The organism is Streptosporangium heterodermiicola (assembly GCF_051390675.1).
Taxonomy (GTDB): Bacteria; Actinomycetota; Actinomycetes; order Streptosporangiales; family Streptosporangiaceae; genus Streptosporangium.
Genome location: NZ_JBPJSR010000011.1, coordinates 212,130 through 238,169, shown reverse-complemented (window position 1 = coordinate 238,169; position 26,040 = coordinate 212,130). Strand labels below are relative to the sequence as shown.

The 26,040-nt window shown below is 71.0% G+C and carries 24 protein-coding genes; 11 read left to right on the top strand and 13 right to left on the bottom strand.

Translation table 11 applies throughout. The annotated features are described in order from the left end of the window. Positions 1-96 precede the first annotated feature (96 nt). From ACSC1Q_RS24480 to ACSC1Q_RS24470, 3 genes are all read right to left on the bottom strand, one after another. Positions 97-561, bottom strand: a complete 465-nt coding sequence (locus ACSC1Q_RS24480; protein WP_436761044.1) for a VOC family protein — start codon at positions 559-561, stop codon at positions 97-99. Between the two features lie 216 nt (positions 562-777). Further along, positions 778-1,239: an SRPBCC family protein gene (locus ACSC1Q_RS24475; protein ID WP_436761043.1), complete on the bottom strand. Its 462-nt coding sequence runs from the start codon at positions 1,237-1,239 to the stop codon at positions 778-780. 41 nt (positions 1,240-1,280) lie between these two features. Continuing rightward, positions 1,281-1,679 (bottom strand): ArsR/SmtB family transcription factor, encoded by a 399-nt coding sequence (locus ACSC1Q_RS24470; RefSeq protein WP_436761042.1) that lies wholly within the window; start codon positions 1,677-1,679, stop codon positions 1,281-1,283. A 620-nt stretch (positions 1,680-2,299) separates the two neighbouring features. On the opposite strand from ACSC1Q_RS24470, the gene ACSC1Q_RS24465 reads away from it, so the two are divergent. From ACSC1Q_RS24465 to ACSC1Q_RS24445, 5 genes are all read left to right on the top strand, one after another. Beyond that, the gene (locus ACSC1Q_RS24465) at positions 2,300-4,978 is read left to right on the top strand and encodes a glycoside hydrolase family 97 catalytic domain-containing protein (RefSeq protein WP_436761041.1); all 2,679 of its coding nucleotides are present in this window, start codon (positions 2,300-2,302) and stop codon (positions 4,976-4,978) included. 219 nt (positions 4,979-5,197) lie between these two features. Next, positions 5,198-6,466 carry an ABC transporter substrate-binding protein gene (locus ACSC1Q_RS24460; RefSeq protein WP_436761040.1) on the top strand — a complete coding sequence of 423 codons (1,269 nt, stop codon included), beginning with the start codon at positions 5,198-5,200 and terminating at the stop codon, positions 6,464-6,466. 5 nt (positions 6,467-6,471) lie between these two features. Further along, positions 6,472-7,410, top strand: coding sequence for a carbohydrate ABC transporter permease (locus ACSC1Q_RS24455; protein ID WP_436761039.1), 939 nt, complete (start codon positions 6,472-6,474; stop codon positions 7,408-7,410). Continuing rightward, positions 7,403-8,257: a carbohydrate ABC transporter permease gene (locus ACSC1Q_RS24450; protein ID WP_436761038.1), complete on the top strand. Its 855-nt coding sequence runs from the start codon at positions 7,403-7,405 to the stop codon at positions 8,255-8,257. The genes ACSC1Q_RS24455 and ACSC1Q_RS24450 overlap by 8 nt, the downstream gene beginning before the upstream one ends. Positions 8,258-8,273: 16 nt before the next feature. Beyond that, on the top strand, positions 8,274-10,436 hold the full coding sequence (locus ACSC1Q_RS24445; protein WP_436761037.1) for an alpha-galactosidase: 2,163 nt from the start codon (positions 8,274-8,276) through the stop codon (positions 10,434-10,436). Between the two features lie 7 nt (positions 10,437-10,443). On the opposite strand, the gene ACSC1Q_RS24440 is transcribed toward ACSC1Q_RS24445, so the two are convergent. Beyond that, a complete protein-coding gene (locus tag ACSC1Q_RS24440) occupies positions 10,444-11,307 on the bottom strand; it encodes a helix-turn-helix domain-containing protein (RefSeq protein ID WP_436761036.1) in 864 nt (287 codons plus the stop codon). A 236-nt stretch (positions 11,308-11,543) separates the two neighbouring features. Between ACSC1Q_RS24440 and ACSC1Q_RS24435 the strand changes: the two genes are divergently transcribed. After that, a complete protein-coding gene (locus ACSC1Q_RS24435; RefSeq protein WP_436761035.1) occupies positions 11,544-12,275 on the top strand; it encodes an SDR family NAD(P)-dependent oxidoreductase in 732 nt (243 codons plus the stop codon). Beyond that, positions 12,272-13,249 (top strand): hypothetical protein, encoded by a 978-nt coding sequence (locus tag ACSC1Q_RS24430; RefSeq protein ID WP_436761034.1) that lies wholly within the window; start codon positions 12,272-12,274, stop codon positions 13,247-13,249. The genes ACSC1Q_RS24435 and ACSC1Q_RS24430 overlap by 4 nt, the downstream gene beginning before the upstream one ends. Here ACSC1Q_RS24430 and ACSC1Q_RS24425 read toward each other — a convergent pair. From ACSC1Q_RS24425 to ACSC1Q_RS24415, 3 genes are all read right to left on the bottom strand, one after another. Continuing rightward, positions 13,243-13,443 (bottom strand): hypothetical protein, encoded by a 201-nt coding sequence (locus tag ACSC1Q_RS24425; protein ID WP_436761033.1) that lies wholly within the window; start codon positions 13,441-13,443, stop codon positions 13,243-13,245. The genes ACSC1Q_RS24430 and ACSC1Q_RS24425 overlap by 7 nt on opposite strands. An 80-nt stretch (positions 13,444-13,523) precedes the next feature. Then, a complete protein-coding gene (locus ACSC1Q_RS24420) occupies positions 13,524-14,168 on the bottom strand; it encodes a DUF305 domain-containing protein (protein WP_436761032.1) in 645 nt (214 codons plus the stop codon). Positions 14,169-14,290: 122 nt separating this feature from the next. Then, positions 14,291-15,292, bottom strand: coding sequence for a helix-turn-helix domain-containing protein (locus ACSC1Q_RS24415; protein ID WP_436761031.1), 1,002 nt, complete (start codon positions 15,290-15,292; stop codon positions 14,291-14,293). 1,132 nt (positions 15,293-16,424) lie between these two features. Between ACSC1Q_RS24415 and ACSC1Q_RS24410 the strand changes: the two genes are divergently transcribed. Next, complete coding sequence (locus ACSC1Q_RS24410) at positions 16,425-17,414, top strand: lytic transglycosylase domain-containing protein (protein WP_436761030.1); 990 nt, start codon at positions 16,425-16,427, stop codon at positions 17,412-17,414. Between the two features lie 23 nt (positions 17,415-17,437). Here the strand turns inward: ACSC1Q_RS24410 and ACSC1Q_RS24405 are convergent, their stop codons facing one another. Then, entirely contained in the window at positions 17,438-17,806 is a 369-nt protein-coding gene (locus ACSC1Q_RS24405) for an STAS domain-containing protein (RefSeq protein ID WP_436761029.1), read from the bottom strand. A gap of 327 nt (positions 17,807-18,133) precedes the next feature. Here ACSC1Q_RS24405 and ACSC1Q_RS24400 point away from each other — a divergent pair, with 327 nt between their 5' ends. Beyond that, positions 18,134-19,003, top strand: a complete 870-nt coding sequence (locus ACSC1Q_RS24400) for an MEDS domain-containing protein (RefSeq protein ID WP_436761028.1) — start codon at positions 18,134-18,136, stop codon at positions 19,001-19,003. Continuing rightward, the gene (locus ACSC1Q_RS24395) at positions 19,000-19,959 is read left to right on the top strand and encodes an anti-sigma factor RsbA family regulatory protein (RefSeq protein WP_436761027.1); all 960 of its coding nucleotides are present in this window, start codon (positions 19,000-19,002) and stop codon (positions 19,957-19,959) included. Before ACSC1Q_RS24400 ends, ACSC1Q_RS24395 begins: the two co-directional genes overlap by 4 nt. A gap of 50 nt (positions 19,960-20,009) precedes the next feature. Here the strand turns inward: ACSC1Q_RS24395 and ACSC1Q_RS24390 are convergent, their stop codons facing one another. From ACSC1Q_RS24390 to ACSC1Q_RS24370, 5 genes are all read right to left on the bottom strand, one after another. Further along, positions 20,010-20,603 carry a GNAT family N-acetyltransferase gene (locus tag ACSC1Q_RS24390; protein WP_436761026.1) on the bottom strand — a complete coding sequence of 198 codons (594 nt, stop codon included), beginning with the start codon at positions 20,601-20,603 and terminating at the stop codon, positions 20,010-20,012. Next, on the bottom strand, positions 20,600-22,072 hold the full coding sequence (locus ACSC1Q_RS24385; protein ID WP_436761025.1) for an APC family permease: 1,473 nt from the start codon (positions 22,070-22,072) through the stop codon (positions 20,600-20,602). Before ACSC1Q_RS24385 ends, ACSC1Q_RS24390 begins: the two co-directional genes overlap by 4 nt. Positions 22,073-22,102: 30 nt before the next feature. Then, a complete protein-coding gene (locus ACSC1Q_RS24380; protein ID WP_436761024.1) occupies positions 22,103-22,738 on the bottom strand; it encodes a GOLPH3/VPS74 family protein in 636 nt (211 codons plus the stop codon). A 403-nt stretch (positions 22,739-23,141) separates the two neighbouring features. Further along, a complete protein-coding gene (locus tag ACSC1Q_RS24375) occupies positions 23,142-23,915 on the bottom strand; it encodes a MerR family transcriptional regulator (protein WP_436761023.1) in 774 nt (257 codons plus the stop codon). A gap of 259 nt (positions 23,916-24,174) precedes the next feature. Next, complete coding sequence (locus ACSC1Q_RS24370) at positions 24,175-25,362, bottom strand: esterase-like activity of phytase family protein (protein ID WP_436761022.1); 1,188 nt, start codon at positions 25,360-25,362, stop codon at positions 24,175-24,177. Between the two features lie 424 nt (positions 25,363-25,786). Here ACSC1Q_RS24370 and ACSC1Q_RS24365 point away from each other — a divergent pair, with 424 nt between their 5' ends. Next, complete coding sequence (locus ACSC1Q_RS24365; protein WP_436761021.1) at positions 25,787-26,038, top strand: hypothetical protein; 252 nt, start codon at positions 25,787-25,789, stop codon at positions 26,036-26,038. The last annotated feature ends 2 nt before the right edge of the window (positions 26,039-26,040 follow it).

The following is a 26,040-nucleotide window of genomic DNA, read 5'->3' as shown; positions in this document are numbered from 1 at the left end:
CAGAGAAATCGCTCGGGGTCGAGGCGTTTTCCCGCGTCACGGCGACTGCTTGGAAGGGGACTTCCTCGACCTTCCCGGGCAGCTTCGGAAGCGTTCTCAGACGCGCCAGGGCATGTGCTGGAGGGTCCAGGTGTTGCCGTCCGGGTCGGTGAAGGCGGCGTAGTGGACGCCGCCCAGGTCCTCGACCGGGCCCACGTCCGCGCCGCGCTCCAGGAGTGCCGCGCGGGCCTCCTCGATGTCGCTCACCACCAGGTGCAGGCCGCGCAGCGTGCCGACCGGCATGTCGAGGGACGGGACACCTTCGGTCAGGGTGATCGAGCAGGCCGAGCCAGGTGGGGTGAGCTGGACGATCCGGACCCCGTCCGCGGGCCGTACGTCGACGTCCACGTTGAAGCCGAGGCGGTCGGCGTAGAAGGCCTTGGCCCGGTCGATGTCCTTGACGGGCACCGGGACGAGTTCGAGGAGGAGCGTGCCGGGAGGGACGGGCGGGTTGGTGGGGTTGGCCGGGACATCGGCGATGTCGGCCGGGATCTCGGTCCGCGTGGGCTGGGCGTCGGTCATTGCGGCTTGCCTTTCAGGTTGGTCATCGCGACTCGCCTTCCAAGACGGTCGGTGATTACGACTTGCCCTTCGCGAGCGGTCAGTGCGATTCGCCCTTCACGAACGGTCGTTACGACCCGCCCTTCACGGGCGGCCATCCCGGTTCGCCCCTCACTGGCGGTCGTCGCGGCTCGTCTTTCGCGGTCGGGCATCACGGCTCGCCTTCCAAGGCGGGCGTCACAGGTCGGCGTTCGCGGTCGTCTCGTCGAGCATTCCGGCGAGACGGTCGTACGCCTCGCCCGCGCCGCGTTCCATGGGGGTGCGGAGCATGCTGTCGCGGGCTTCCCGTGAGAGGTAGCGCACTGTGCTGGTCATCGCGGTCCGGCCGTCTCGCTCGTCGAAGACGGTGGTGACGAGGGCCTCACCCTCTTCCCAGCCGTCGTGGACCTCGCTCTGGACCAGCCGGCCGGGTGCGTCGATCTCGTGGAACACCCCGCTCTGGCCCAGCTCGGCGCCCTCCGGCCCGCGTGAGACGAAGCGCCAGGCGCCGCCTGGGCGCAGGTCGATCTCGCAGACGACGAGGTGCCAGCCGCGGGCGCCGTGCCACCGCCGGAGCAGCTCGGGCCGGGTGAACGCGTCGAAGACGAGCCGGCGGGGGGCGGCGAACGTCCTGGTGAGCACGAGGTCGGTGTCGGACACTGCCCGTACCGTCAGACCTTCGGCCTGGTCCTGCCGTGACATCACGGCGTCTCCCGCTCGGCGTCGTTCGTCGCCTCGCCGGGCTGCCGCTTCTCCCGTTCGGCCGCGTTCGCTCCGCCGGGTTCGAGCTCGCAGAGCAGGGCGTCCAGCCGCTGGTAGCTCTCCTCCCAGTAGGAGCGGTAGTCGGCCAGCCAGTCCATGGCGTCCCTGAGCGGGCCGGGCTCCAGCCTGCGGGGCCTGCGTTGCGCGTCACGTCCGCGGGAGATCAGGCCGGCGCGTTCCAGCACCCGCAGGTGCTTGGAGATGCCCGGCTGGCTCATCGCGAAGGGCGCGGCCAGCTCGGTCACCGTGGCCTCGCCCTCCATCAGGCGGGCCAGGATCGCTCGCCGGGTCGGGTCGGCCAGCGCGGCGAACGTCGCGTCGAGAACGTCGGCAGCCACTTTTTATTACCTTTCGGTTCTATAACTGGATGGTTTTCTATCGTGCCGGGTCCGGCGCTGTCAAGGACCTCGGGCCTCACCTGCGTCGGCGGGGTGCTGCCCCTACATCCCGCCGGGCCGGCCTCTGCCGGTTGTGTCGTCGCCCTTTCGGTCCGGCGCTCCGGCTCTCACCCCTCCGCAGCGCACCGACGAATAGTCGGATCGTCCAGCTAGTCCACCGGTTCCACCATTCCTACGGCCTCCAGCTGGGCTCATAGTTACCTCACCTGAGCGGACGCACCCTGGTGAAGTCCATCCCCCTTCCCGACCGGAGGCGAAATGCCGCACCGAAACGGCCCTCACCGCCCAGTCCTGATCGCCGGGTGAGGTGGTGATCATCGGCTCGGCCCGAGCGGCGATCCGAGCCCGGCGGGGCGACGGCCGCCGGCCTGGCGGGGCGGTGACCGTCGGCCCGGCGGGGCGGGCCTGACGGAGTACCGCCTCGCTTACACCATCGGATCGTCCATCCCCTACCTGTAAAAGCCCATTTCACGATGAATCACAAGGCAGATAGCGTCATTGATATGTGGCGGTGGCCCTCCACCGCCCGAGCAGCCGGACGGCATCTGATGGAGAACGTGGTGACCGACGAAGTACGCTCCCGACCCGCGGCGAACGCGGGTCCGGTCGACGCCCGGGTCGAGAACACCGGCACGGGAGTGCGGTTGACCGTCACCCGGCGGGAGGAGATCGTCCTCGACCGGGTCCCGCTCGGGTTCGTGCTCGACGGCACGGAGCTGGGGACGGCGGACGCGGAGCTCGTGCGCGTCTCCGAGCGTACGGTCCGCGACCGGTTCCGCGCCCGCTCCGGCAAGTCGGTCGGCGATCATGACTACGAGCACCGCGAGAGCGTGTACGCCTTCCGCGAGGCCGGTGGCGTCGAATGGCAGGTCATCCTGCGCGTCGCGCGTGACGGCGTCGCGGTCCGCTACGCGCTGCCCGCGCTGGACGGGACCGCCCGCGTCACGGGTGATCGCACCGCGCTCACGCTTCCCGCCGGGTCACGGAGCTGGGTGCTCGACTACCAGACCTGGTACGAGACGCCCCGCTTCGGGGTCGGCAGCGCCGAGCTGGCGGAGGGCGCGTACGGGCTCCCGTTCCTGGTCCGGCTGGACGAGACGAAACACGTCCTGATCACCGAGTCGGGGATCGACGGGCGGTTCGCGGGCGCGCACGTCGTGGCGGGGAAATTCGAGGACGGCGGGCGGACGCTGCGGTTCGCCCTCGCCGACGAGAGTGTCGAGGTCACCCGGGGCGTCGTCACGCCGTGGCGGGTCCTCCTCGTCGGGCCCCTGGCGGAGCTGGTGTCCTCGCTGCTCGTCGACGAGCTGGCGCCCGCGGCCTCTCCCGAGCTGGAGGAGGCGGCGTGGGTACGGCCGGGGCGGGCGGCCTGGTCGTGGTGGTCGGACTTCTACTCGGGCGCCCAGCTGGACAGGCAGAAGCACTTCGTCGACGTCGCCGCCGATCTTGGCTGGGAACACCTGCTCATCGACTGCGGGTGGGAGGAGACCTGGGTACCGGAGATCGTCTCCTATGCCTCCGGCCGGGGTGTCCAGGTGCACCTGTGGACGATCTGGCGCGACCTGAACAGCCCGGAGGACCTGCGGAGGCTGGCGCTGTGGCGGTCCTGGGGCGTCGCCGGGATCAAGGTCGACTTCATGGAGTCGGAGTCGAAGGACCGCTACCGCTGGTACGACACGATCCTCGCCGAGACCGCGCGGCTCGGCCTCATGGTGAACTTCCACGGCTCGGTCATCCCGCGCGGCTGGGCACGCACGTTCCCGCAGGTGATCGGGTACGAGGCGATCCGGGGTGCCGAGTACTACGTGTTCTTCGAGAACCAAGCGCTCACCGCCGCGCACAACGTCATCCAGCCGTTCACCCGCAACATCGTGGGCGGCATGGACGCCACGCCGGTCGCGTTCGGCGCCGCGAACCGCACGACCGGCGACGGGCACGAGCTCGGGCTGTCGGTGGTGTTCGAGTGCGGGATCACCCATTTCGCCGATCATGTCGATGCCTATGCCGGCCGCCCGCTCGCGGCCCGGTTCCTGGCGGAGCTGGCACCGTACTGGGCGGAGACCGTGCTGCTGGCGGGCGACCCCGACAGCCACGCGGTCATCGCCCGCCGGTCCGGCGACCGGTGGTTCGTGGGCGGGATCGCCACCGGGGAGGCCCGTACGATCCGCGTACCGCTCGACGCGCTCGGGGTGGGGGCGGACGCCCGGGTGTGGATCGTCGGCGACGCGTCACCCATGATCGGTGAGGTACCGGCGACCGGGCTCGCGGAGAGGGCCGGCCGGACAGCGACGACCGGGCTCGCGGAGAAGGCCGGCCGGACAGCGGCGACCGGGCTCGTGGAGACGACCGTGACCGCCGGTGACGTGATCGACGTCGAGGTCGCTCGCGACGGAGGTTTCGTCGCCATCGTCGCTCCGGCGGGCACCGAGCTGTTCCGGGCCGGGCCCCGGCCTCGCCAGGCCGTACCGGCCGTGTATCCGGCCGTCGCCGAGGTCGGCGCGGACGGGACCGCGTCGATCACGACCGACGCGGGTGTCCGGTTGCGCCTTCCCCCCGGCTGGTCGGCCGACCGCGTCGGCGAGAGCGGCTGGGCCGTCCGTCCCGGCGCCTCCCTGCTTCCCGGGCGTCTCGGCGTCGTGACCGTCGAGCGGGACGGCGACAGCGAGGGCAGCGCCGGGCACGGGGGCAAGGACGAGAGCGAGGATGACGGCCTTGGTGACGGGCGGGTGCCTGTTGTGTCGCATGTGCGTGTCGTGCGGCCGCTGACGCCCGGTGACCACGCCCTTTCGGACCTGCCGATGATCGCCTTCGTCAACGACGACGGGCCCGTCGAGCGGGACCAGTCGAACGGGGCGGGCAATCCCGGCGACGGGCGGCCCATGCGGGTGGCGGGTCAGGGGTTCGAGCGCGGGCTTGGCACGGCGCCGTACTCGGAGGCGCGCTTTCACCTCGGCGGGCGTGTGGAGACGTTCACCGGGGCGGTCGGGGTCGACGACGAGTCGAGCGGTGCTGCCAGGGTCCGCGTGCTCGGTGACGGTCGCGAGCTGTTCACCGCCGTCGTCGAGGCGGGCAGGCCCGTCACGGAGTTCGGCCTGGCGGTGCTGGGCGTCCGGACCCTCTGCCTGCGCGGCGAGACGGCCACCCCGGACGACGCCGGTGTGCACGTCGACTGGGTCGACACGACCCTGCACGTCCCCCCACCAGCGGATGACACCTCGCCGATGACGCCGAGCCCATGACGCCGAGCCGGTGAACACCCGGCCGGTGGATACCCGCCGGTGGACATCCAGCCAGTGGATACCCAGCCGGTGGACGTCCGGCCGGTGGACATCCGGCCGAGGACGCCGAACCGATGACACCCGCCGATCACGGCGACCGGTGCACAGCACAAAACACGAAGCACGAAGCACGAAGCACGAAGCACGAAGCACGATCAACGGCACAACCAGAGGAACACCATGAAAAGCACGTGGATGGCGGCCGTGGCGATGGTCACGGCGACGGCACTTCTCGCGGCCTGCGGGTCCGGTCCGGGGTCGGGGGCGGGTGCCGCGCCGGGTGAGAAGGTCACCCTCACCTACGCCAACTGGAGCGAGGACCAGGCTCCCGCGATGGAGCAGATCGCCGCGGAGTTCCAGAAGGCGAACCCGGACGTCACCGTCAGGATCCAGACGCTGCCGTGGACCGAGTACTGGTCGACGCTCCAGGTCGGCGCCGCGGGCGGGACCGCGCCCGACGCGTTCTGGATGCTCGCCGACCACTTCCGCGAGTACGCGAAGGGCGGCCAGCTGCTCGACCTGTCGGAGACGGTGAGGGCCGGTGGCATCGACACGGGCGTCTACCCCAAGGCGGTCACCGACTCCTACACCTACGAGGGCAAGCTGTTCGCGCTGCCGAAGGACTTCGACACCAACGGCATCTGGTACAACAAGGCGCTCTTCGACGCCGCCAAGGTCGCCTACCCGGACGACACCTGGGGCTGGCAGGACGTACAGGACGCCGCGAAGAAGCTGACCGACAAGGCGAAGGGCGTGTGGGGCATCGCGGCGCCGATCGACCCGCAGGGCGGCTACTACAACACGATCCTGCAGGCCGGGGGGTCGATCATCAACGCCGAGGGCACCGCGTCCGGCTTCGCGAGCCCGGAGAGCGTCGCCGGGCTGAAGTTCTGGACCGACCTGCAGGCGGCCGGTTCGTCGCCGACGCTGCGGCAGCTGTCGGACACCGAGGCCGTCTCGATGTTCGAGAACCAGAAGGTCGCCATGTACTTCTCCGGCGCCTACTGGGCCTTCCGCTTCCACAAGAACGCCGACCTGAAGGGCAAGGTCGACGTCGCGCCGCTGCCGCAGGGCGTCAAGCGCGCCACCGTCACCAGCGGCATCGGCAACGCCGGGTACGCGGGCAGCAAGCACCCCGAGGAGCTGAAGAGGTTCCTCGCCTTCCTGGGCGGGACCAGGGCCGCCGAGATCCAGGCCGCCACCGGGACGGTGCTCCCCGCGTACAAGGGGACGCAGCAGCCGTGGCTCGACGCGATGCCCGAGTTCAAGCTGAAGGTGTTCGTCGACGCCGTCGAGTACAGCGTCCCCCTCCCGGTCGCCGGGAACGCGTCGGAGTGGCAGGGGCTCTCCGCGCGGTACCTGGCCCCCGCGTGGGACGGCAAGAAGCCTGTGCGGGAGGCGGCCACGGAGTACCAGGCCGCCGTCGACGAGGTGCTCGCGAAGCAATGACGTCCGTGACGACGAAGCCCGTGAGGGCGGCGAAGCCCGTACGGCGGCCGGGCGGCCGCCGTACGGGCGTCGGCGAGCCCGGCGGCCGGTGGGCGGCCGTGTTCATCGCCCCGGCGCTGATCGGCCTGGCCGCCCTCTACCTGTGGCCGTTCCTGTCCACCATGATCAAGAGCTTCCAGGACGTTCCGGCGTTCGGGCCCGCCACCTTCGTGGGGCTGGACAACTACGCGAACCTCGTCGGCGACGAGGACTTCTGGAAGGCGTTCGGCAACTCCGCCCTCTACACCGCGATCATCCTGCTCGGCGTCCCGGTCGCCATCGTGCTGGCGGCGCTGATCGAGCAGGTCGGCCGGGGGCGGGCGGTCTACCGGGTGCTCTTCTTCCTGCCCGTGGTCACCCTGCCGGTCGCGATCGGCATGGTCTGGCGGTTCATCTACAACGGCGACTTCGGGCTGCTGAACTCGGTGCTGTCGTGGTTCGGCGTCTCCGGTCAGTTCTGGGTGGCCGATCCCCGGTTCACGATCTACGCGTTCGGCGTGGTGGGCGTCTGGATGGGTCTCGGCATCAACCTGATCATCCTGGGCGCCGGGCTGCGGGCCATCCCGAAGGACCTCTACGAGGCCTCCGCCCTGGACGGCGCGGGCCGCGTGCGGCAGTTCCGGCACATCACCGTGCCGCTGCTCAGCCCGAGCGTCTTCTTCATCACGATCCTCAACGTGATCGCCGCCCTGCAGATGTTCGACCTGATCTTCGTCATGTTGCGCGGGGTGAACAACACCGCCCTCGCCGACTCCAAGACGATCGTCTACCTCTTCTACGAGAAGGCGTTCGTCCAGTTCGACCAGGGTTACGGCGCCGCGATCGCGATCGTGCTGCTCATGGTGATCATGCTCGCCACGGCCCTGCAGTTCCGTCTCCAGAGATCGTGGGTGTTCTATGGCTGAGACCACCGCTCCGCGTCTCCGGCGGCGTGGGAAGAAGGCCACCACCTGGCCGATCCACGTCGTTCTCGTCCTCGCGGCCGTGATCATGGTGGTGCCGTTCGTCTGGCAGATCCTCACCCTGTTCAAGTCGACCGCCGAGGCGACCAGGATCCCGCCGACGATCCTGCCGGAGGGCCTCGGCCTGGACGCGTTCGCGACGTTCTTCACGACCGTGCCCTTCTGGTCGATGTTCGCGGTCTCGGTCGGCTCGCTGGTCCTGCGGGTCGCCGGTCAGCTCGCGGTCGCGGCGCTCGCCGGGTACGCCTTCGCCCGCATCCCCTTCCGCGGCCGCAACCCGCTGTTCGGCCTGTTCGTCGCGATGCTGATGGTGCCGAGCCAGCTGTTCCTGATCGGCCAGTACGAGCTGATCCGCGGCCTGGGGATGCTGGACACCCTTCCGGCGCTCGCCGTCCCCGGCCTGTTCTCGGCGTTCGGCACCTTCCTGATGCGCCAGGCCTTCCTCACCATGCCGAAGGACTACGAGGAGGCCGCGCGGCTCGACGGCGCCAACACCTTCCAGGTGTTCTGGCACGTCATGCTCCCGATGGCGAGGCCGATGCTCGCCGCGCTCGCCGTGCTGACCGGCCTCTACTCGTGGAACGACCTCCTGTGGCCGCTCATCGTCTCGCCCTCGGGGGAGAACAGGCCGCTGCCGGTCGGGCTGGCGGGGCTGCAGGGACAGTTCGGTACGGACTACCCGACCCTGATGGCGGGGGCGTTCGTGTGCTCCGTCCCGCTCGTGATCGTCTTCCTGCTCCTGCAGCGGCAGTTCTTCGCGGGCATCGCGAGCAGCGGACTCAAGGGATGACAGGGAAGATCACACAGTGAACATCGAAACGAACGACGTACCGGTGCACCTGCGCGCCGGGGGCACCAGCCTCGTCGCCGCCGTCGACGGCGGACGGCTCCCGCGCGTCCTGCACTGGGGAGCGGACCTCGGCCCGCTGGGAGCCGGCGCCCTGGCGGACCTGCACCGGGCCGCGCTCCCCGCGATCGGCGACAGCGCGGTCACCTACCCGCAGCCCGTCCCGGTGCTCCCGCAGCTGTCGGAGGGCTGGCTCGGGCGCCCCGGGCTCGTCGGCGACGGCGACGGCCGCCGCTGGGCGCCGAGGTTCCGGCACGCGACGTACCACCTCGACGGCGAGGCCCCCGGCGGCCCGGTGCTGCGCGGCACGGCGCGCGACCCGGAGTACGGGCTCACCGCCGACATCGAGATCCAGGTGCTCGCCGCCGGTGGGCTCGTACGGCAGCGGGCCCGGATCACCAACGACGCCGAGGCGCCGTACCGCGTCGGCGGCCTGGAGCTGGCCCTTCCCGTGCCGCCGGACGCGTCGGAGGTCCTCGACCTGACCGGCCGCTGGGCGCTGGAACGCGTGCCGCAGCGGCGCCCGTTCCACGTCGGGGAGTGGGTCCGGGCCTCGCGGGGCGGCAAGCCGGGCCTCGAACACACGCTGCTGCTCGTCGCCGGTGAGGAGGGGTTCGGGTTCCGGCACGGGACGGTGTGGGCGACCCACCTCGCCTGGAGCGGCAACCAGGTGCTCGCCGCCGAGCGGACACCGGCGGGCACCAGGCACCTCGCGGCGGGAGAGGCGCTGCTCGCGGACGAGGTGGTGCTCGGGCGGGGTGACTCGTACCGGAGCCCGTGGCAGTACGGCTCGTGGGGGGTGGGGCTGGACGACCTCGCCTCGCGGTTCCACCGGTACCTGCGGTCGCGCCCCGAGCATCCCTCCTCGCCCCGGCCCGTCGTGCTGAACACCTGGGAGGCCGTCTACTTCCGGCACGACCTCGCGACCCTGGCCGCGCTCGCCGAGCGCGGGGCGGAGATCGGCGCCGAGCGGTTCGTGCTGGACGACGGCTGGTTCCTCGGCCGCCGGGACGACACCACCTCGCTGGGCGACTGGACGGTCGACCCCGCCGTCTGGCCGGACGGCCTCGAACCGCTCGTCGCCCGCGTGCGCGAGGCGGGCATGGACTTCGGGCTCTGGTTCGAGCCGGAGATGGTGAACCTCGACTCCGACCTCGCCCGCGAGCACCCGGAGTGGATCTTCGACGCGGGACACGGCCCCGGGCTGCCCTCCCGCCACCAGCACGTCCTCGACCTCGGCCACCCAGGCGCGTACGCTCACCTCCTGGAGCGGATGAGCGCCCTGATCGGCTCGCTCGGCATCGCCTACGTCAAGTGGGACCACAACCGGTACCTGCTCGACGCCGGGCACGGCCCCGACGGGCGGCCGGGGGTGCGCGAGCAGGTCCGGCAGGCGTACCGGCTGATGGCGGACCTCAAGGCCGCCCACCCGGGGCTGGAGATCGAGTCGTGCGCCAGCGGCGGCGGCCGCGTCGACCTCGGCGTGCTGGAGTACGCCGACCGGGTCTGGCCGAGCGACTGCAACGACCCGCACGAGCGGCTGGAGATCCAGCGCTGGACCGGGCTGCTGGTGCCCCCGGAGATGCAGGGCACGCACATCGGGGCCGAGGAGACGCACACGACCCACCGCACGCATCCGCTCGACTACCGCGCGGAGAAGGCGCTGTGGGGACACCTCGGCGTCGAGGTCGACCTGCTCACCGCGGACGACGAGACCCGCGCCGCGCTCGCGAGGTGGATCGCGTTCCACAAGGAGCACCGGGCGCTGCTGCACTCGGGTGAGGTCGTGCACGCCGACCTCGCCGACGCGGCGCTGCGGCTCCAGGGGGTCGTGGCGGGCGACCGGAGCGAGGCGCTGTACGCGTTCAGCGTCGTCGAACGCCCGTCGACCTGGCCGCCGGGGCGCGTCCGGCTCCCCGGGCTCGACGACGAGCGGACCTACACCGTCGAGGCCGTCCACCCGGGCTCCCCGCCCGTGCCCGGCGCCGTGCTCCCGCCGTGGCAGCGCGACGGGGTGACCCTGCCCGGACGGGTGCTGCGGCTCGTCGGCGTCGAGGCGCCTTCGCTGGACGTCGACCGCTCGGTGCTGATCCGCGTCGTGGCCCGGATCGCGACGCCGTGACCCGGGCTCAGCCCTTGGCCCGGTTGCGGTACTCGGTGGGGCTGGCCTCGTGCATCCGCTTGAAGTGACGGGAGAAGTAGAACGGGTCGGGATAGCCGACCTCGCGGGCGATGGTGGCGACGGTCGCGTCCGTCGTGTCGAGCAGGTTGCGTGCCTGCGCCATCCGCAGCGCCGTGTGGTGCGCGAGCACCCCGCCCCCGGTCGCGTGGCGGAACATCGCGCTCAGATGGGAAGGGGAGACGCCGACCAGCGACGCCAGGTCGGCGACCCGGACCGTGCTGTCCAGCCGCTCGGCGAGATAGGCCATCGCCCGCTGCAGGGGATCGCCGGGAGCCGGCATGGCGCGGTCGACGACGATCTGCGTGAGGAGCTTCCACGCCGCGCCGGCCGCTCCCATCCGGCTCGCCGGTGAGTGGTCGCGTTCGAGGATGGTGACGATCTCGTCCAGCAGCGCGACCGCCCGGTCGAGGCGCCGGATGGGGACCACCGGCCTGGACGCGCTCGCGCCGATCTCCTCGACGAGCTCGGCCAGGTCGCTGCCGCGCAGGTGACACCACCAGATCGTCCAGGGGTTGTCGGCGGACGCGCCGTAGGAGTGTGGGGTGCCGCGCGGGATCACCAGGGCCGCGTTCGACCCGACGCGGTGCTGGGCGCCGCCGACGTTCGCCCATCCGGTGCCGGCCGTGCACAGGATGAGAATGGTCTCCTCGGTGCCGTTCGGCCTTTTCATCAGGTGGTCTGTGGCCTTGGGATAGTAACCGCAGTCGGTGACCATGAGGCGCCTGGTCACCGGCCGGGCGTGCGCCTCGGCGACGACGCGGCGCGGCACGACGCTGAGCCGCTGGTTGGGGAACCCCTCCTGGATCGGCACGGGAGCAGTATGGCACACATCGTCGGATCGTCCAGGTAGTGCCGCGTAATGGACATTCCTCGCGGCCGGTCGCCGCGTGTTGACTGGTCCGCAGTAGACGACGCAATAAACGACGCAGTGAACAACGCAGTGAACGACGGCGTGACCGGTCCGCGACGAACGACGACTCGCGCGCCCGGCCGATCGTGGAGGCCGTCCAGCCGGTCTGGCTCCACACCATCTGGGGGATGTAGATCATGGGACGGGGATTGCTGTCCGGGAAGGTGGCCGTGGTGACCGGCACGGCCTCCGGGATCGGCGCCGCGGTGGTGGACCGCTTCCTGGCCGAGGACGCGCGCGTGATCGCGGTCGACCTGGCCGGGCAGGGCCCCGACCGGCCCGGAGTGCTCGCGATCACCGGCGACGTGGCCGACTCCCGCACCTGGCGGCGGATCGCGGACACGGCGCGGGCCGAGTTCGGGCGGCTCGACGTGCTGCACAGCAACGCCAGCGTGGTGACGCGGGCTCCCGCCCACGAACTGGCCGAGGCCGACTGGGACCGGCAGATCGCGGTCAACCTCACGGCGACGTATCTGGCGGTCAGCGCGTGCGTCGGGCTCCTGCGGGAGAACCTGGGCACCATCGTGCTCAGCTCCTCCGTGCACGCCCTGGCGGGTCTGCCCTCGCATCCCGCCTACGCCGCGGCCAAGGGTGGCCTGGTGTCGCTCGGCCGCCAGCTGGCCGTGGAGTACGGCCCCGAGGTGCGGGTCAACACCGTGCTCCCCGGGCCGATCCTCACCCCCGCCTGGGACGGCATCGGCGAGGAGGACCGCCGCCGCAGCGCGGCCGGCACCGCGGCGGCGCGCTTCGGCAGGCCCGAGGAGGTGGCGGCCGCGGTGACCTTCCTCGCCTGCGAGGAGAGCTCGTACGTCACCGGGGCGTGCCTGGTCGTGGACGGCGGCTGGAGCGCGGTGAAGGACTCCGCGTGACCGGCCGCGGTGAGGGGCCGCGGGTGGCCGACCAGAGCGGTGAGGGGCTGCGCGTGACCGGCCAGAGCGGTGAGGGGCCGCGGGTGGCCGGGCGGGGTCGGGGGGTTCCGGTTCCGTTGCGTCCTCTTTTCGATCTCGGGCACGGCGGCAGGTGGACGTCGCTGGCCGGCGGTGGCCGCGAGTGGCTGTGGTCGCGCCCCGACCCCGCCCGGGAGAGCGTGCTCCCCGGCATGGACTTCGTCGACGTGGGCGGCCTGGAGGAGTGCCTTCCCACGGTGCGCGGCCTGCCCGACCACGGCGACGCGTGGAGCCGCCCCTGGAGCGGATCGGCGGGCGAGGGCTTCGTACAAGGGGACGGCTTCGAGTTGCGGCGCGTGGTCACCGAGGAGGCCGGGGCGGTGGTCGCCGGGTACCGCCTGTCGGCCGACCCCGGATACGCGTTCGTCTGGGCCGCCCACGCCCTGCTGGACCTCGGCGACGACGCCCGGCTCGTCGCTCCCGATGGGACTCCCACCAGAATCTTTCCCGAGGCCGCCGGGATGCTCGCCCGGCCCTGGCCCTCCGGCGCCCCCTACCTGGAGGCCCTCTGGCCGGAGCCGCTGGGCCTGCCGCTCGGCCGGTTCGGCCCGTGTGACGGCACCGCGGCCGGAGCCGTGCTCCGGTGCGCCGCCGTCCGGGTGGTGGACGGCCCCGACGTCCTCCGTCTGCGCGTGGAGGCGCCCGAGGGGGTGCCGGTGTCCACCGCGCTGTGGCGCAACCTGGGCGGGTTCCCCGCCCGCGCGCCGTACCGCAGCATCGGCGTGGAGCCGATGCTCGGCGCGGTCTTCGACCTGGCGGAAGCGGGGCCGGGGGACGCCGCGGTGGTCCCCGCCTCGGGGGAGCTGGCGTGGCGGCTGGTACTGGCGGCGGAACGCCGCAGGCGTGAGGGCCGGACGTCCTCAGGGCCGAAGGCCGGATCGGCCCGTGATCATTGACGCCAGGATTTCTCGTACTCGCGGCGGTACTTGAGGTCGTCCTCGGTCTCGACGGGCGCCGCCGCCCGTCGCGTGATCGTCTCGTCGCCCGTGGCCCTGTGCAGATCGCGCAGTCCGACGACGATGTCGTTCCTGGTGAGCGTGGAGTTCTTCTCCGGCCCGCACTCGTCGAACCGCGCGGCGAGCGCGGTCACCCGCCTCCGGCCCGGGGATCCCCGGCATCGTACGCGGAAAGTCACCGGCGGGAAGGTACGGCCTCCCGGCGGCCGGGAGATCATCGGGCCAGGGCCACGGGCTGCCCGGTCAGCGCGATCGGCCGGGTGCGCCTGTCCCGCGGGCCGTTCTCCAGCAGGCGCCGCAGCCGGGACATCTCGGCGTGCTGGGTGTCCCGCACGTCGCGGGCGAACGCCGCGACCTCCCCGTGCCGCACGGGACCGCACGTGAGCAGGTGCTGGGACATCATCACCACCGCCTTGTCGTGCGAGATCATGCCTTTCAGGAACGCCCTGTCCAGCGCGTCACCCGACAGATCCCGCATCATCGGCTGGTAGCCGGCCGCCGTGGCCCGCCCCGGGTACCACCTGGCCAGCCACGCCTTCATCCTGGCGATGTCGGCGCTCTGCGTGGCCACGATCGTCGCGCCCAGCCGGCGCATTCCCGGGGTGCCGGAGCGCCGGAGCCGCTCCGCGGCGGCGACGGCCTCCTGATCACGGGGCACCATCCGCGTCAGATAGTCGAGCTCGCCGGTCTCGGTCATGTCGCTCACCCCGCCCGCCGGCCGCTCGTCCGAGTCCGCCGGGGCGTTGGGCCACTGGGCCTGCGAGAGCCGGTCCTCGATCGCGGCCGCCACGGTGACGCCCACCATCGCCACGATCACCAGGATCGATCCGAGCAGGATCCTTTCCATCGCAGGCCTCATGTCTTCTCCCCCGGACAGCCGCGTAGCTCTCCCCGCGTCTCAGGATGGCCGCGGCCCCTTCGGCGGAAACAGGGCTGTTCGGCGCGCAGGGCAGGGAACAAAGTCCTTTCCCTCGCGGCCGATCAACGCTGCCGCCCAGGTGAGAGCCTTGAAAGGTCGGCGCGTACGCGCCTTCGGAGCGGGAGCGGCCAGCGCGCGGTGGCGGTGTCGGCCGAGGCCCTCAGGCCGCGCCGGTAGGCGGCGGGGGGTATGCCGTAGGCGGCGCGGAACGCCCTGTTGAAGTGCGATTCGCTGCCGAATCCCCACCGGGCGGCGATGACGCGGACCGGCAGGGCGTCCTGCCCGGGATCGGCCAGGTCGTGCCGGCAGCGTTCGAGCTGGCGGTGCCGGATCCAGCGGGCCACGCTGAGTTCCTGCTCCTCGAACAACCTCTGCAGGTGCCGGGTGGAGATGTGGTGGGCGGAGGCGATCATCGAGGGAGACAGGTCGGCGTCTCCCAGGTTCAGCTCGATGAACGCCTGGACGCGCATGACCATGAGCCCCCGCGAATCGTTCGGCGACGCCGCCGATCCCGTGCCGAGGACCTGGGTCAGCAGGGTGGCGAGGAGGTCGAGGAGGACCATGGAGATCCGGGTGGCCTCCTGGGGCGGGAACGAGTCACGCTGCCGGGCCAGCTGGAGCATGAGCCCGGACAGCAGCGCGCCGACTCCCTCCCCCGCCGGCAGCCGTGTTCCCAGGAGCCGTTCGACCTCGGCACCGGGGATCGGCAGGGCTTCGCGGGGGAACAGCAGGACCAGGTCGTCGGCCGGGCTCTCCGGGCGCCCGCCGGGGATGAACATTTCGGGACCGGTGACCGGCGTCCAGGCGTGGAGGGACCGCGCGGTGTCGTACAGCGTCAGTTCCGCCGATCCCGGGTCGGCTTCACGCCTCTGCCTCGGTGTTCCCGACCATCCCGGGATGGTGAGCGAGAGCTGGTACATGCCGGGGTCGGCGGGACGGTTCCACCGCTGGGCGCGTCGCTCCTCGAAGGACCCGCACCGTACCCATGACAGCCGTGTGACGCCGAGGTCGACGAGGTGCGTCCCGGCCAAGACGTCGTCGGGGCCGGGACCGGGGCCGTCCATCGGGAACGCCGGCCGCGCGGCCGCCTCCCACCGGAAATCGCGAAACTCACTAATGAGCCATTCATCAAGTTGTGTCATGTAAGAAAGCTCACACCTTCCCGCATCAACGTTTTTGAGAGACAGCGCGTTCGCGGCCGGAAGAGCCGGAAGCGCCGGCAGGGCATCGGGCCATTCCCGGTCAACGATCACCACGATGCGTCGTCGTCAGGTCTTTCGGCCGTTCTCCCGGCACGGACCCACGGCAGCATGGCGAGCACCGCGCCGGGGTGTCGGCCCCCTGTGACTTCCCCCTCGAACCCCCGTCTCCGGCCGACGGGAAAAGGATGCCCCGAGCCGGTATACCTGTGGTATATCGCCTCATCAGACCCCGGATGATCGGTGCGGATGCCCACCGGCCTCACGCCACGACCTCCTGCCACTTCCTGCCACCGGGATGGCCGTTCCCGCCACCGGGAACGAGAGGGCGGAGCGGTTCGCAGCGCGCCGGGGCCTTGCCTGAGCGGGCGATATACAACGGTGGTATACACGAAGAGCATGGCCGGTGTTTCCTCCGCGCGACAGGCGGCATCTCTTTCGCGTTTCACGCGACGGCCGGCGTTTCTTTCGCGTTCTGCGCGATCGATTCGGCGTCTCTTTCGTCACGCGATCGGTTCGCCGTCTCTTTCGCGCGAAACCGCACCCGGCGGCACGGGCGTCACCTGCTTCCTCGGCCTTCCTCGGCCTTCCTCGGCACGCTGGAGGGCGCGTTCGCCGGGGAGCCGTTCGCGGGACGGATGCGCCACACCCGGACCTGGGTGCACACGAACGAGTACGGCCGTCGCGTCCTGGCCGCCCACGCCGGCCCGGCCTGAGGGCCGCGGCCTCTCCCCCCACGACGAGTCCCGTTTGTTCGGAAAATTCAGGACATTCGAGAAATAGCGAAGTTCGTGAAAGCGACCCGGGAAGCCGCCGCTCGGGTACGTTGGGGCCGATGAACGATCAGCGCGCGGAGGTTTCACGGCCGGAGCGTGGCCACCGGCCGAGCGGGCGGACGACGCTCACGCGGCCGGACGCCTCGGACGTCTCGGAGGCTTTGGGCGTCCCGGAGGGCAGGTTCCGGGCCCCACGCGCGGGCCGGTCGCGCGGGAGGCCGATGGTCGCCTCGCTCGTCGGCGTCGTCGTCGCGATCTCCGGCTGCGCCGCCTCACCGAGCGCCGTCCCGCAAAGCGCCACCTCGCGAGTCGGCGCCGCGCAAGACGCCGACCTCGCGGCTCCCACCTCGAACGCCCCGGACTCCCCGAACTCCCCGGACTCCTCGAAGACGGCACCGCCGTCGACGGAACCCACGGGACAGACCCCCGCGGGCCGGGCGGCACCCGCTCTGCCCGCCCCCGACGCGGCGATCCCCACCGACCCGTCACGGCTGGCCCGTGCCCTGACCACCACCACCGCGGAGCTCCGGCGCGCCATCGACGGCTGGAGGCGCGAGGGCGACCCCGCCAAGGGGCTGCCTCCCGAGCCGGTGGTGCTGCTCGCCCTGCACCAGCAGCGCATCTACCGCTACCTGGTCGTCAACCCGAAGATCGCCTCCCGCACCTACGCCAGGCTGCCGAAGGCCCTGGCCGGGCAGGCGAGGGACAACGTGACGGCGGGCCGGGGCCTGCGCTCCCTCGTCAAGCCCATCAGCGGGGCGGCGAAGTTCCGCGTCCAGCCGGCCAGGCCCGCCGACTTCCTGCTCGGCCACTTCCGGTACGCCGAGCGGAAGTTCGGCGTCGACTGGGAGGTGCTGGCGGCGGTGATGTTCGTCGAGACCAAGTTCGGCCGGGTACGGTCACCGAGCCACACCGGTGCCAAGGGGCCCATGCAGTTCATGCCGCGGACGTGGGACGCGTACGGGATGGGCGGTGACATCCAGGACACCCGCGACTCCCTGCTCGCCGCGGCCAACTATCTGCGCGCGTCGGGGGCGCCGCGCGACTACCGGCGCGCGCTGTACGCCTACAACCACTCCTACGCGTACGTCGACGCGGTGCAGCTGCACGCCCGCCAGATCAAGCGGGACATCAGGAACTACTACGCGTACTACAACTGGCAGGTGTTCGTGGTCACCACCCGTGGGGACCGCCGCCTCACCGGCCCCTGACCCCGTACGCGTGACCGCGGCCCTCACGAGGGGAGCAGTTCGGCGACGGCCTGTTCGAGGTCGTCGCGCAGTTCGAGGCGGGGCAGCAGGCCGGTGCGTCGCAGCAGCTGCCGCAGGCCGTCCGGGACGCCCGCGAACAGGAGCCGGCCGGTGGCGGTGTCCTGGATGCGCTGCCGGGTGTTGGCCAGGATCCCCAGGGCGGTGGAGTCGTAGAAGGTCAGCTGCGACAGCTCCAGCACCAGGCGGGGACCGGCGCTCAGTTCCCAGACCTCGTCGACATGGCCGGTGAGCGTGGGAGCGGTGATGAAGTCCAGGTGCCCGCCCACCTCCAGCACGCTGCAGTGCCCGCGATGGGTCGTCCGCACCCACAACGCCTGCTTGTGATGATCCACCTCAGCCCTCCCTGACCGCGTACCGATGGCGGACCCCCGCGATACCCCGATAACGGGCGGCAATGCCGTTTCTCACGAACCAAACGTGGATCCGTCGGCGAATGCGGATGGCGGCGGGTGCGGGTGGCGGCAGGTGCGGGTGGCGGCAGGTATGGCCGACTCGACGGCGACGGGTGCGGGTGGCGGCGGACGCGGGTGGCGAATGCGGCCGATTCGACGCCGGCGGGTCCGCTCCGGGCGGAGGCGGGCTGTATAGGCTTACCTAGCGAGAACTACGAAATATCCGAAATATCCCCTTTCCTCGACGAGCTCGTGATGGGTGAAGTGATGCGCCATGTCAAGGACGTGAAGCTGGGCGATCACCTGTGCCTGGCGTTCTCGCACGAGGACGAGCAGCGCGCGGTGGCCTCCGCCTTCGTCTCCGCGGGCCTGGAACGCCGGGAGCGGGTGGTGTACTTCACCGACGGCCCGGCGACCGAGCGGGTACGTCATTGGCTGGAGGACGCCGGGATCGACGTGACCTCCGCGATGCGGACGGGCGGGCTCGACATCGTCTCCAGCGACGACGGCTACCTCGCCTCGGGCCGGTTCGACGCCGACGAGATGATCGTCGCGCTGCGGCGCGAGATCGAGGCGAGCCTGGAGGCGGGGTTCACCGGCTTCCGGGTCAGCGGGGAGATGAGCTGGGCACTTCGCGACGTACCGGGCGCCGAACAGCTTGAGCAGTACGAGCGCCGCGTCACCGCCCTGTTCGCCGAAGGACTGTCGGCGGCGATCTGCCAGTACGACACGCGCCTGTTCCCCGCCGACCGGCTCGACGCGCTGACCGGCAGCCACCCGGACGACGTGCGGATGAACGCCCTGTTCCACGACGGCCAGCTCCGTGTCGTCCCCTCCTTCGACGCAGCGGGCGGCCGGGTGCTGCGGGTGATCGGCACCATCGACCACAGGAACACCAGGGTGCTGCGCACGATTCTGGACGCCGATTCGAGCACGGACGTACGCTTGGACATGGCCGGTCTGGAGTTCATCGACGTGGCGGGCCTGCGCGACCTGGCGCACGCGGCCGCCCGTCTCCCGCGAGGACGGCGCCTCCTGGTGCTGAACCTGGCCCCCATGCTGGGTGAGGTCGTCCGCCTGGTCGGCTGGGACCGGGCACCCGGCCTGACAATCGACCCGGAGGCTGTCCCCGCATGAGCAGCACCACCGCCCGGTCCGCCGACGCGGCGCCAGAGCTGATCCACCAGGCCCTGATATACGACACCGACCAGGTCTTCCTCTCCGCCACCACCGCCTTCTGCCTCGACGGCCTGGCACGGGACGACAGGGTTCTCGCGGTGATCACCGAGGCCAACGCCGAGCTGCTGAGAGCCGGGCTGGACGACGCGGCGGACCGGGTGGAGTTCGTCGACGCGCGGAGGTGGTACGACGCGCCGGGCCGGACGCTGGCCGCCTACAACTCCTACGTCAGCACCCACTCGCCCGGCCACCGGCGGATCCGCATCATCGGCGAGCCCGTCTGGCACGGCCGCGACGAGCGGCAGGAGGCGGAGTGGACGCGTTACGAGGCGATGCTCAACGTCGCCTTCGCCGGCAGCACGGCCTGGATCGTCTGCCCCTACGACACGCGGACACTGCCCGGCCGCGTCGTCGCCGACGCCCGGCGCACCCACCCGGACCTGCTGGCCGACCTCGGCTCGCGGGCGAGCGAGGAGTACGGCGACCCGGCGGCCTTCACCCACGCCGCCGACCGCCGTCCCCTGCCGCCGCCCCCCGCCGGGACCGGGGTGACCGTCCGGTTCGACGCCGACCTGTCCCGGACGCGGCGGCGGGTGAGCGCGTGGGCGGTCACGTCCGGCCTGTCGGGCGAGCGGATCGAACGGCTTCTGCTCGCCGTCAACGAGGTCGTCACCAACGCCGTCGAGCACGGCGGCGGGCACGGCGAGATCAGGCTGTGGACCGACGGCCCGGCCATCGGCTGCGACGTCACCGACCCCGGGCACATGGAGACCCCGTTTCCCGGCTACCTGCCGCCCGACCCCACCGGTCTCCGCGGCCACGGCATGTGGGTGGTCCGCCAGATCTGCGACCTGGTGGAGATCCGCACCGGCCTGCCCGGCACCCAGGTCCGTCTGCGCCTGTCCCGCACCTGACCCCTGGCGCCGGACCCCGATCCGGCCCGGAACCATGGGGACCAACGGGATCAGGGGTTCGGCGGGCGCCACATCGGGAACATCGGCGGGCCGCCGGGCAGGTCCAGCGGTTCGCCGAGGTCCCGGTAGCCGTGCCGTAGATAGAGCCTGCGGCTGCGGATGCTGCTGGCCTCCAGGTACGCGGGTATCCCCGCCTCGTCGAGCCCCCGGTGGTACCCCTCCAGCAGCCGGGTCCCCGTCTTCCGTCCCTGATGCCCGGGGAGCACCGCGAGGAACGCCAGGTAGTGGTGCGGCTCGTGGGGGTGGCGCCTGTCCATCTCCTCGTCCATCTGCTCGATGCGCTCCACGTGGGGACCGGCGAACGCCTTCACCCTGGCTGCCCGGTCGGGGATCTCGGGAAGCGGCTCGACGCCCTTGTGGTACCACACGGCCACGGCGGACATGTCGGCCGTGGCGTGGACCTCGCCGTGGACGAGGGCGCCCTCGCTGAGCATGGTGAAGAAGGGGGGCATCACCCGGCGGCGGTCCTCGTCCGGCGGGATCATCCAGGCCGAGATCTCCTGCTCGTGGAAGGAGGTCGCGATGATCGCGCCGATGGTCTCGGCGGCCCCGGGAGCGTCCAGGACGCGAATGATCTCGGTCACTCGTTCCCTCCCACGGCCGCCTGGGCGCCCAGCCCGATGTTGGCGTACACCTTCGGCCGGCTGGTCCGCAGGGCGAGTCCCCACATGACGCCGAAGCCCGCGGCGACGAAGTAGATGGCGGGCATGATCCACCGGAGCGGGGAGTCGGGGGCCACGCCGAGCACGGTGTCGAAGTTGAGCAGGACGAGCACGATGACGACGAGCAGCAGGACGGAGGAGACGGCCGGGGCGATCCGGGTCCGCCAGGCGTTCTCCTCGTTGGGGTTCTTGGAGAAGAAGACCAGCACGGAGACCGAGGTGGCCGCCAGCATCATGAGCAGTCCCAGGCCGCCGAACGATCCGACGGTGAAGAACAGCTGGACGACCGGGTCCAGGCCGAGGATCGCGTAGATGACGATCGTGGCCAGCCCGATGACACTCTGCGCCACCGAGCCGTTGACCGGGGCTCCGGTCCGGGGGGAGGTACGGCCGAAGGTCTCGGGCAGGACCCTCTCCCTGCCGAGGGCGAAGACGTAGCGGGAGATCGTGTTGTGGAAGGCGATCAGCGCGGCGAAGAGGCTCGTCACGAAGAGGAGGGAGCCGATGGTGGCGATGGTCGAGCCCAGGTGCTGCCCGGCCAGGTTGAACAGGAGGTTCGAACTCTGCTCGCGCGAGGCGTCGACGATCTTGTCCGAGCCGATCGGCACGGTCATCGCCCAGGACGAGACGGCGTAGAGCCCGGAGATGACGGCGAGCGCGACGTAGGTCGCGATCGGCACCGTGCGCCTCGGGTCCTTGGTCTCCTCGGAGAACACCACCGACGACTCGAAGCCCGCGAAGGACGCGATGCAGATCGCGACCACCGCTCCGATCCCGGGGACGAAGAGGTTCGACGGGTCGAAGACGTCGAGGCTGTAGCCGGCGGCGGACGGGTTGACCAGGTCCGCGATGTCGAACAGGACGACGACGGCTATCTCCGTCAGCAGCAGGACCGACAGGACCTTCCCGTTCACGTCGACCCGCATGAGGCCGAGGGCCCCGGTCAGCACCCAGGCGACCAGCCCGATGACCCACCAGGGCGGCGAGCTGCCGAACCAGTCGGCGATCAGCGGCTGGGCGGCCGCGCCGATCATCCCGTAGAGGCCCACCTGGAGCGCGTTGTAGGCCAGCAACGCGACCCACGCGGTCGCCACCCCCACCGGCCTGCCGAGCCCTTTCGCGGTGTACGCGTAGAACGCCCCGGCGTTGACGACGTGGCGGGCCATCGTCACGTAGCCGACGGCGAACAGGCCCAGGATGGCTCCGAGCAGGATGAAGGCGAGCGGCACGCCCGTCACGCCGGTCGCGGCGTAGGCGGCGGTCACCGAGCCGCCGATGACGGTGAGCGGCGCCGCCGCCGAGATGACGAAGAAGACCACTGAGGGCACGCCAAGGCGGTCCTGGGCCAGCGCGGCGGAGACCGCGCCGGCTTTCTGCTCTGTCACGGACATCGGGGGACTCCTTGGAGTGAGGGGGGTGGCTCAGCGGCGGGTGATGACGGCGTCGCCGACGGCGGCCTCGGTCTGGGCGATCAGTTCCTGGAGCGGTGCCGGGAGGGCGGCGACCGTGCCGGAGAGGTACGCCGGGTTCTGCTCCCACAGGACGAGCTGGTTGCCGCCGGTAGCGACGAGCAGCCCCAGCAGGACACCGTCCTGGACGTTGAGTGGTTCACGGCGTTGGATCGCCAGGTTGACGCGTCCCACGGGCCATCCCGCGATGTTCACGTCGACCGGTGTCCGCCTCCGCGACGGGCGTCTGCCCGGCGGGCGCAGCAGCCCCTCCGCGGTCATCCGTTCCGCCACGTCGGCGATCGCCGTACGGGCGAGGAACTGCAGCCAGGTACGGAAGCGGTGCGAGGGTTCGGCGACGATGTGCCCCAGGGCGGTCCGGGTGAGCGGGTCCTGGGGCGGCGCGGCGTCGAGGACGACGAGCCGGATCTGCCCCGCCGCCGATCCCACGGTTATCCGCCCGGCCAGCATCAGTTCTCCCAATACGGCGGCGGCCAGTCCCAGACCGGTCAGGCGGGCGTGAAGCCTCATCCGGCCGGTCGCATTGTCATGCATGACAAAGAACAGGTCGTTGGCCAATCGGGTTCCTGAAAGATCAACTCCAACCACGAACGGCGATCGTATAGCTAAATCATTAAATTTGTCATTATGTGAACAAAGTTCTAGCGCAGAACCCGATGAACCCGGTGAGAATCGAAGAAGCGGACAGATAGCCAGAACCCAGAGCCATACCGACGAAGATGCGAAGACTCCGACGAATCCAGAAATTTACTTATTTTTGGCCATCCGCGAGCAGGCACCGAGAAGCGTCCCGGCAAGGATCATCACGGCCGGAACGACCCCGGTCAGGGGCATGTCAAAGGGGAAGTCCGCCAATCCCGACGAATCTTCACGGGACTTTGATACGGTCACTTTTCGGCATTTTAGGACCGACGTAATAGGGTGGCGGCTTCCGCGTCCTCGCCAGGGGTGGTAGAGGGCGGCCAGTCCGCACGGACGGGCCGGATCCCGGTCACCCGAGATCCTCCAGTTTGATCATCAGGTGGGTCACCAGCCGGTCCTGCGGCGTGGTGGCGGGGTCGGAGACGTACACCTCGCGCAGCGGGCCGCGCGGCGTGTGCCCGCGCTCGCCCACCCAGGCGAGCAACGCGTGCGCGGTGAGCGGGATCTGGTCGTACGCCCCGACGTGGGTCGCCGACGCGTAACGGCCACCCGGCAGGACGTCCGGAGACGTCCCCGGGACGTCCTCGGACGTCTCCAGCGCGACGGCCACGGCCACCTCCTCCGCCATGTCGAGCGGGAACAGGCCGACCAGCAGCCCGTCCGGCGCGCCCGCCACCGCGAGCAACCGGGCCACGCACGCCGAGGTGACGGGGCCGATCCGATCCTCGGGCGCGGTGTCCCGTACGACGGCCACCCGCCGGCCGGGCTCGCGTACGACCGTCACCTCCGGCCGGGGCAGGCCCTCGGACAGGATGCGTCCGAGGGCGGCGACGTTGCGCTCCCGGCGCGCCAGGTCGGCCTCCATGCGGTCGCGCACGCCGCCGAGCGCGCCCGCCTCGCCGGACAGCACCCGCCCGATCGAGGGAAGGGGTACGTCGAGCGAGCGCAGCAGGCCGATCAGCATCGCGGCGCGTGCCTGGTCTGGCCGGTAGTAGCGGTAGCCGGTGTCCTGATCGACGCGGGCCGGGGTCAGCAGGCCCAGCTCGTCGTAGTGGCGCAGTCGCTTGACGCTGAGCCGGCACAGCCGCGCGAACCGCCCGATCGGCAGGTATTCGTCGTTCACGTCATCAGCATGGGGGCTCTCACGGCGGGAGGGGCCGGTCGCCGTTTCCAGATCTCCCCGTGAGCCGCCGGGACCGGGGCGCCGCGTCTCCCGTGACGGCTGGACGACCCGGACGGCTGGGTGCCTGGAAAGCGGGCGTGGCCGGGACCCGGGTCGCGGGTCCCGGCCACGCCGGGGTTCTCACCCGACCGGGCCGCCGTCGCCTCGCGGTCGGCGGCGGCACCGGTCGTCCGGTGCTATCTCAACGATCTCAACGACCTCAACGGCCGTCGCAGCCCCGGGCGGCGAAGGCCAGGAACTGGGTGGCCTCGTCGCTGTCGAAGTTGTCGTCGGAGCCGACCACCAGCGTGCACTCGCCGTTACGCAGGCGCGGCCCCCAGGCGAGGCTCTCCAGGTTCTGCAACGGCGCTCGCACCGTGCCGAAATCGGTGACGAGCCGCTTGGAAACGGGGCGGTACGGGCGTCCGGCGGTCAGGCTGTCGCGGGTCAGCACGTTCGTGGCGCCGCGCAGGTCGATCTCGTACAGCTTGGCCCTGTAGTTGACGCCCTCGATCCAGGAGCGCTCAAGGGCGAGGTAGCGGTTGTCGTCGATCGCCAGGATCTCCGAGACCCCGCTGTCGGACTTGCCGTTCGCCGGGATCGGCGCCGCCGGGAGCTTGTCGATCGGGTAGGCGTACTGCCCGCGCGGCCGGCCGTCGCGGCCCCACACGGTGATGCGGGTCGTGGCGCCCTGGCTCACGGTCGGCGGCGCGCCGTCCTCGTATCTCGGCCCCTCCGTGACGGCCGCGACGCTCCGCTCCGTGAGGGTCAGCCCCTTGAACCCGTGGTTGCGCCGGGGGCCGTTGGCGGTGGCGGTCAGCTTCAGGTTGCGGGGAACGGCCAGCTCCCCGAGGTGGCGGCCCTCGCCGCTGGTCCATCGGACGGACGGGTCGGACAACGGGATTCCGGGATTCGCCGCGTCCGGGCGGTCGCCCTCGTTGGCCCACAGCAGCTTGCGGCTCCACCGGTCGTAGCGGATCGACTCGGGATCGACCGACCCCGGCCGGCCGTACGCCGGGTAGGGGCCCCCGCCGGGGCGCCGCAGGGTGGTGACCCCGGTGAGGTTCACCCCGGTGAACGCTCCGGTGACCGGGTGGAAGTCGAGGCGGCCGGTGTAGAAGCGGGCCGGGTTGTAGCGCCACCGGTCGTCGGACACGAGGTACCAGGTGCCGGTGCGGGGGTCACGGTCGAAACCCGAGAGGCCGCCGACGGTGGTCCCCCGGAACCGCATCCTGTGCGGGAGGCGCTGCTCGCCGAGGAAGCGGGTGATCCGGAGCTCCTGCGCCGGAGGCGCGGCCACCACCGAGGACTCCGCGGCCGTCGCCGACGCCTGCGCACCGGCTGCCCCGAGGCTGACCGCCGTCGCGAGCGCGGCCGCGAGTGCCGTGATTCTTCGCGAATTGGTCATATGACTCTCCTCTTCCCAGTAATGATCCCGAAAGAACTGGCTGGAATATGAGACCGCGGATTGCGGAAAATTTCCCCGAGAATCAACAGTTCAATGCCCATTGGCCGCTCAATGACAGGCCAGAACAAACCATTTGTCACGCATTTCCATCATTAAATCGGCGATCAGGGCAAGACCCTTCAAAACACGCGGGTACGGACGTCGGGGACGGCACCGCACGGGCGGCTGGCGCCCCGGACGCGCACGCGCACGGATATCCGGCGTCCGTGACGCCGTGTCCGGCACGGATCCGGCCGAGCCGGCGAATCGGTGATCATGGGGATCGTTCACCCGCCCGAGGCGGTTTCCGGCGTGAGGGGTAGGCTCGAAAGGACGCCGACAATTCCGCCGGGTCTACTCCATATAGACATCTGGACGGCGAAACATGGCGGACACCGAGCCCGCGTGCGAGCTGCACCTGCGAATAGCCGGGCAGCACCACGACCTGATGTTGCGCCTGCACGGGCACGAGCCCACCGAGGACGAGGTGGCGGGCTGGATGCGGGACGGCACGGTGGTCAGGCTCCAGGTCACCGAAACGGCCGGTCGGACACCTCACACCATGCTGGTGAATTTCGCCAGCGTAGTTTTTGCCTGGCTCTGTCCTTACCAGTCCGGCAGAGGGGTGAACCTGTGAGC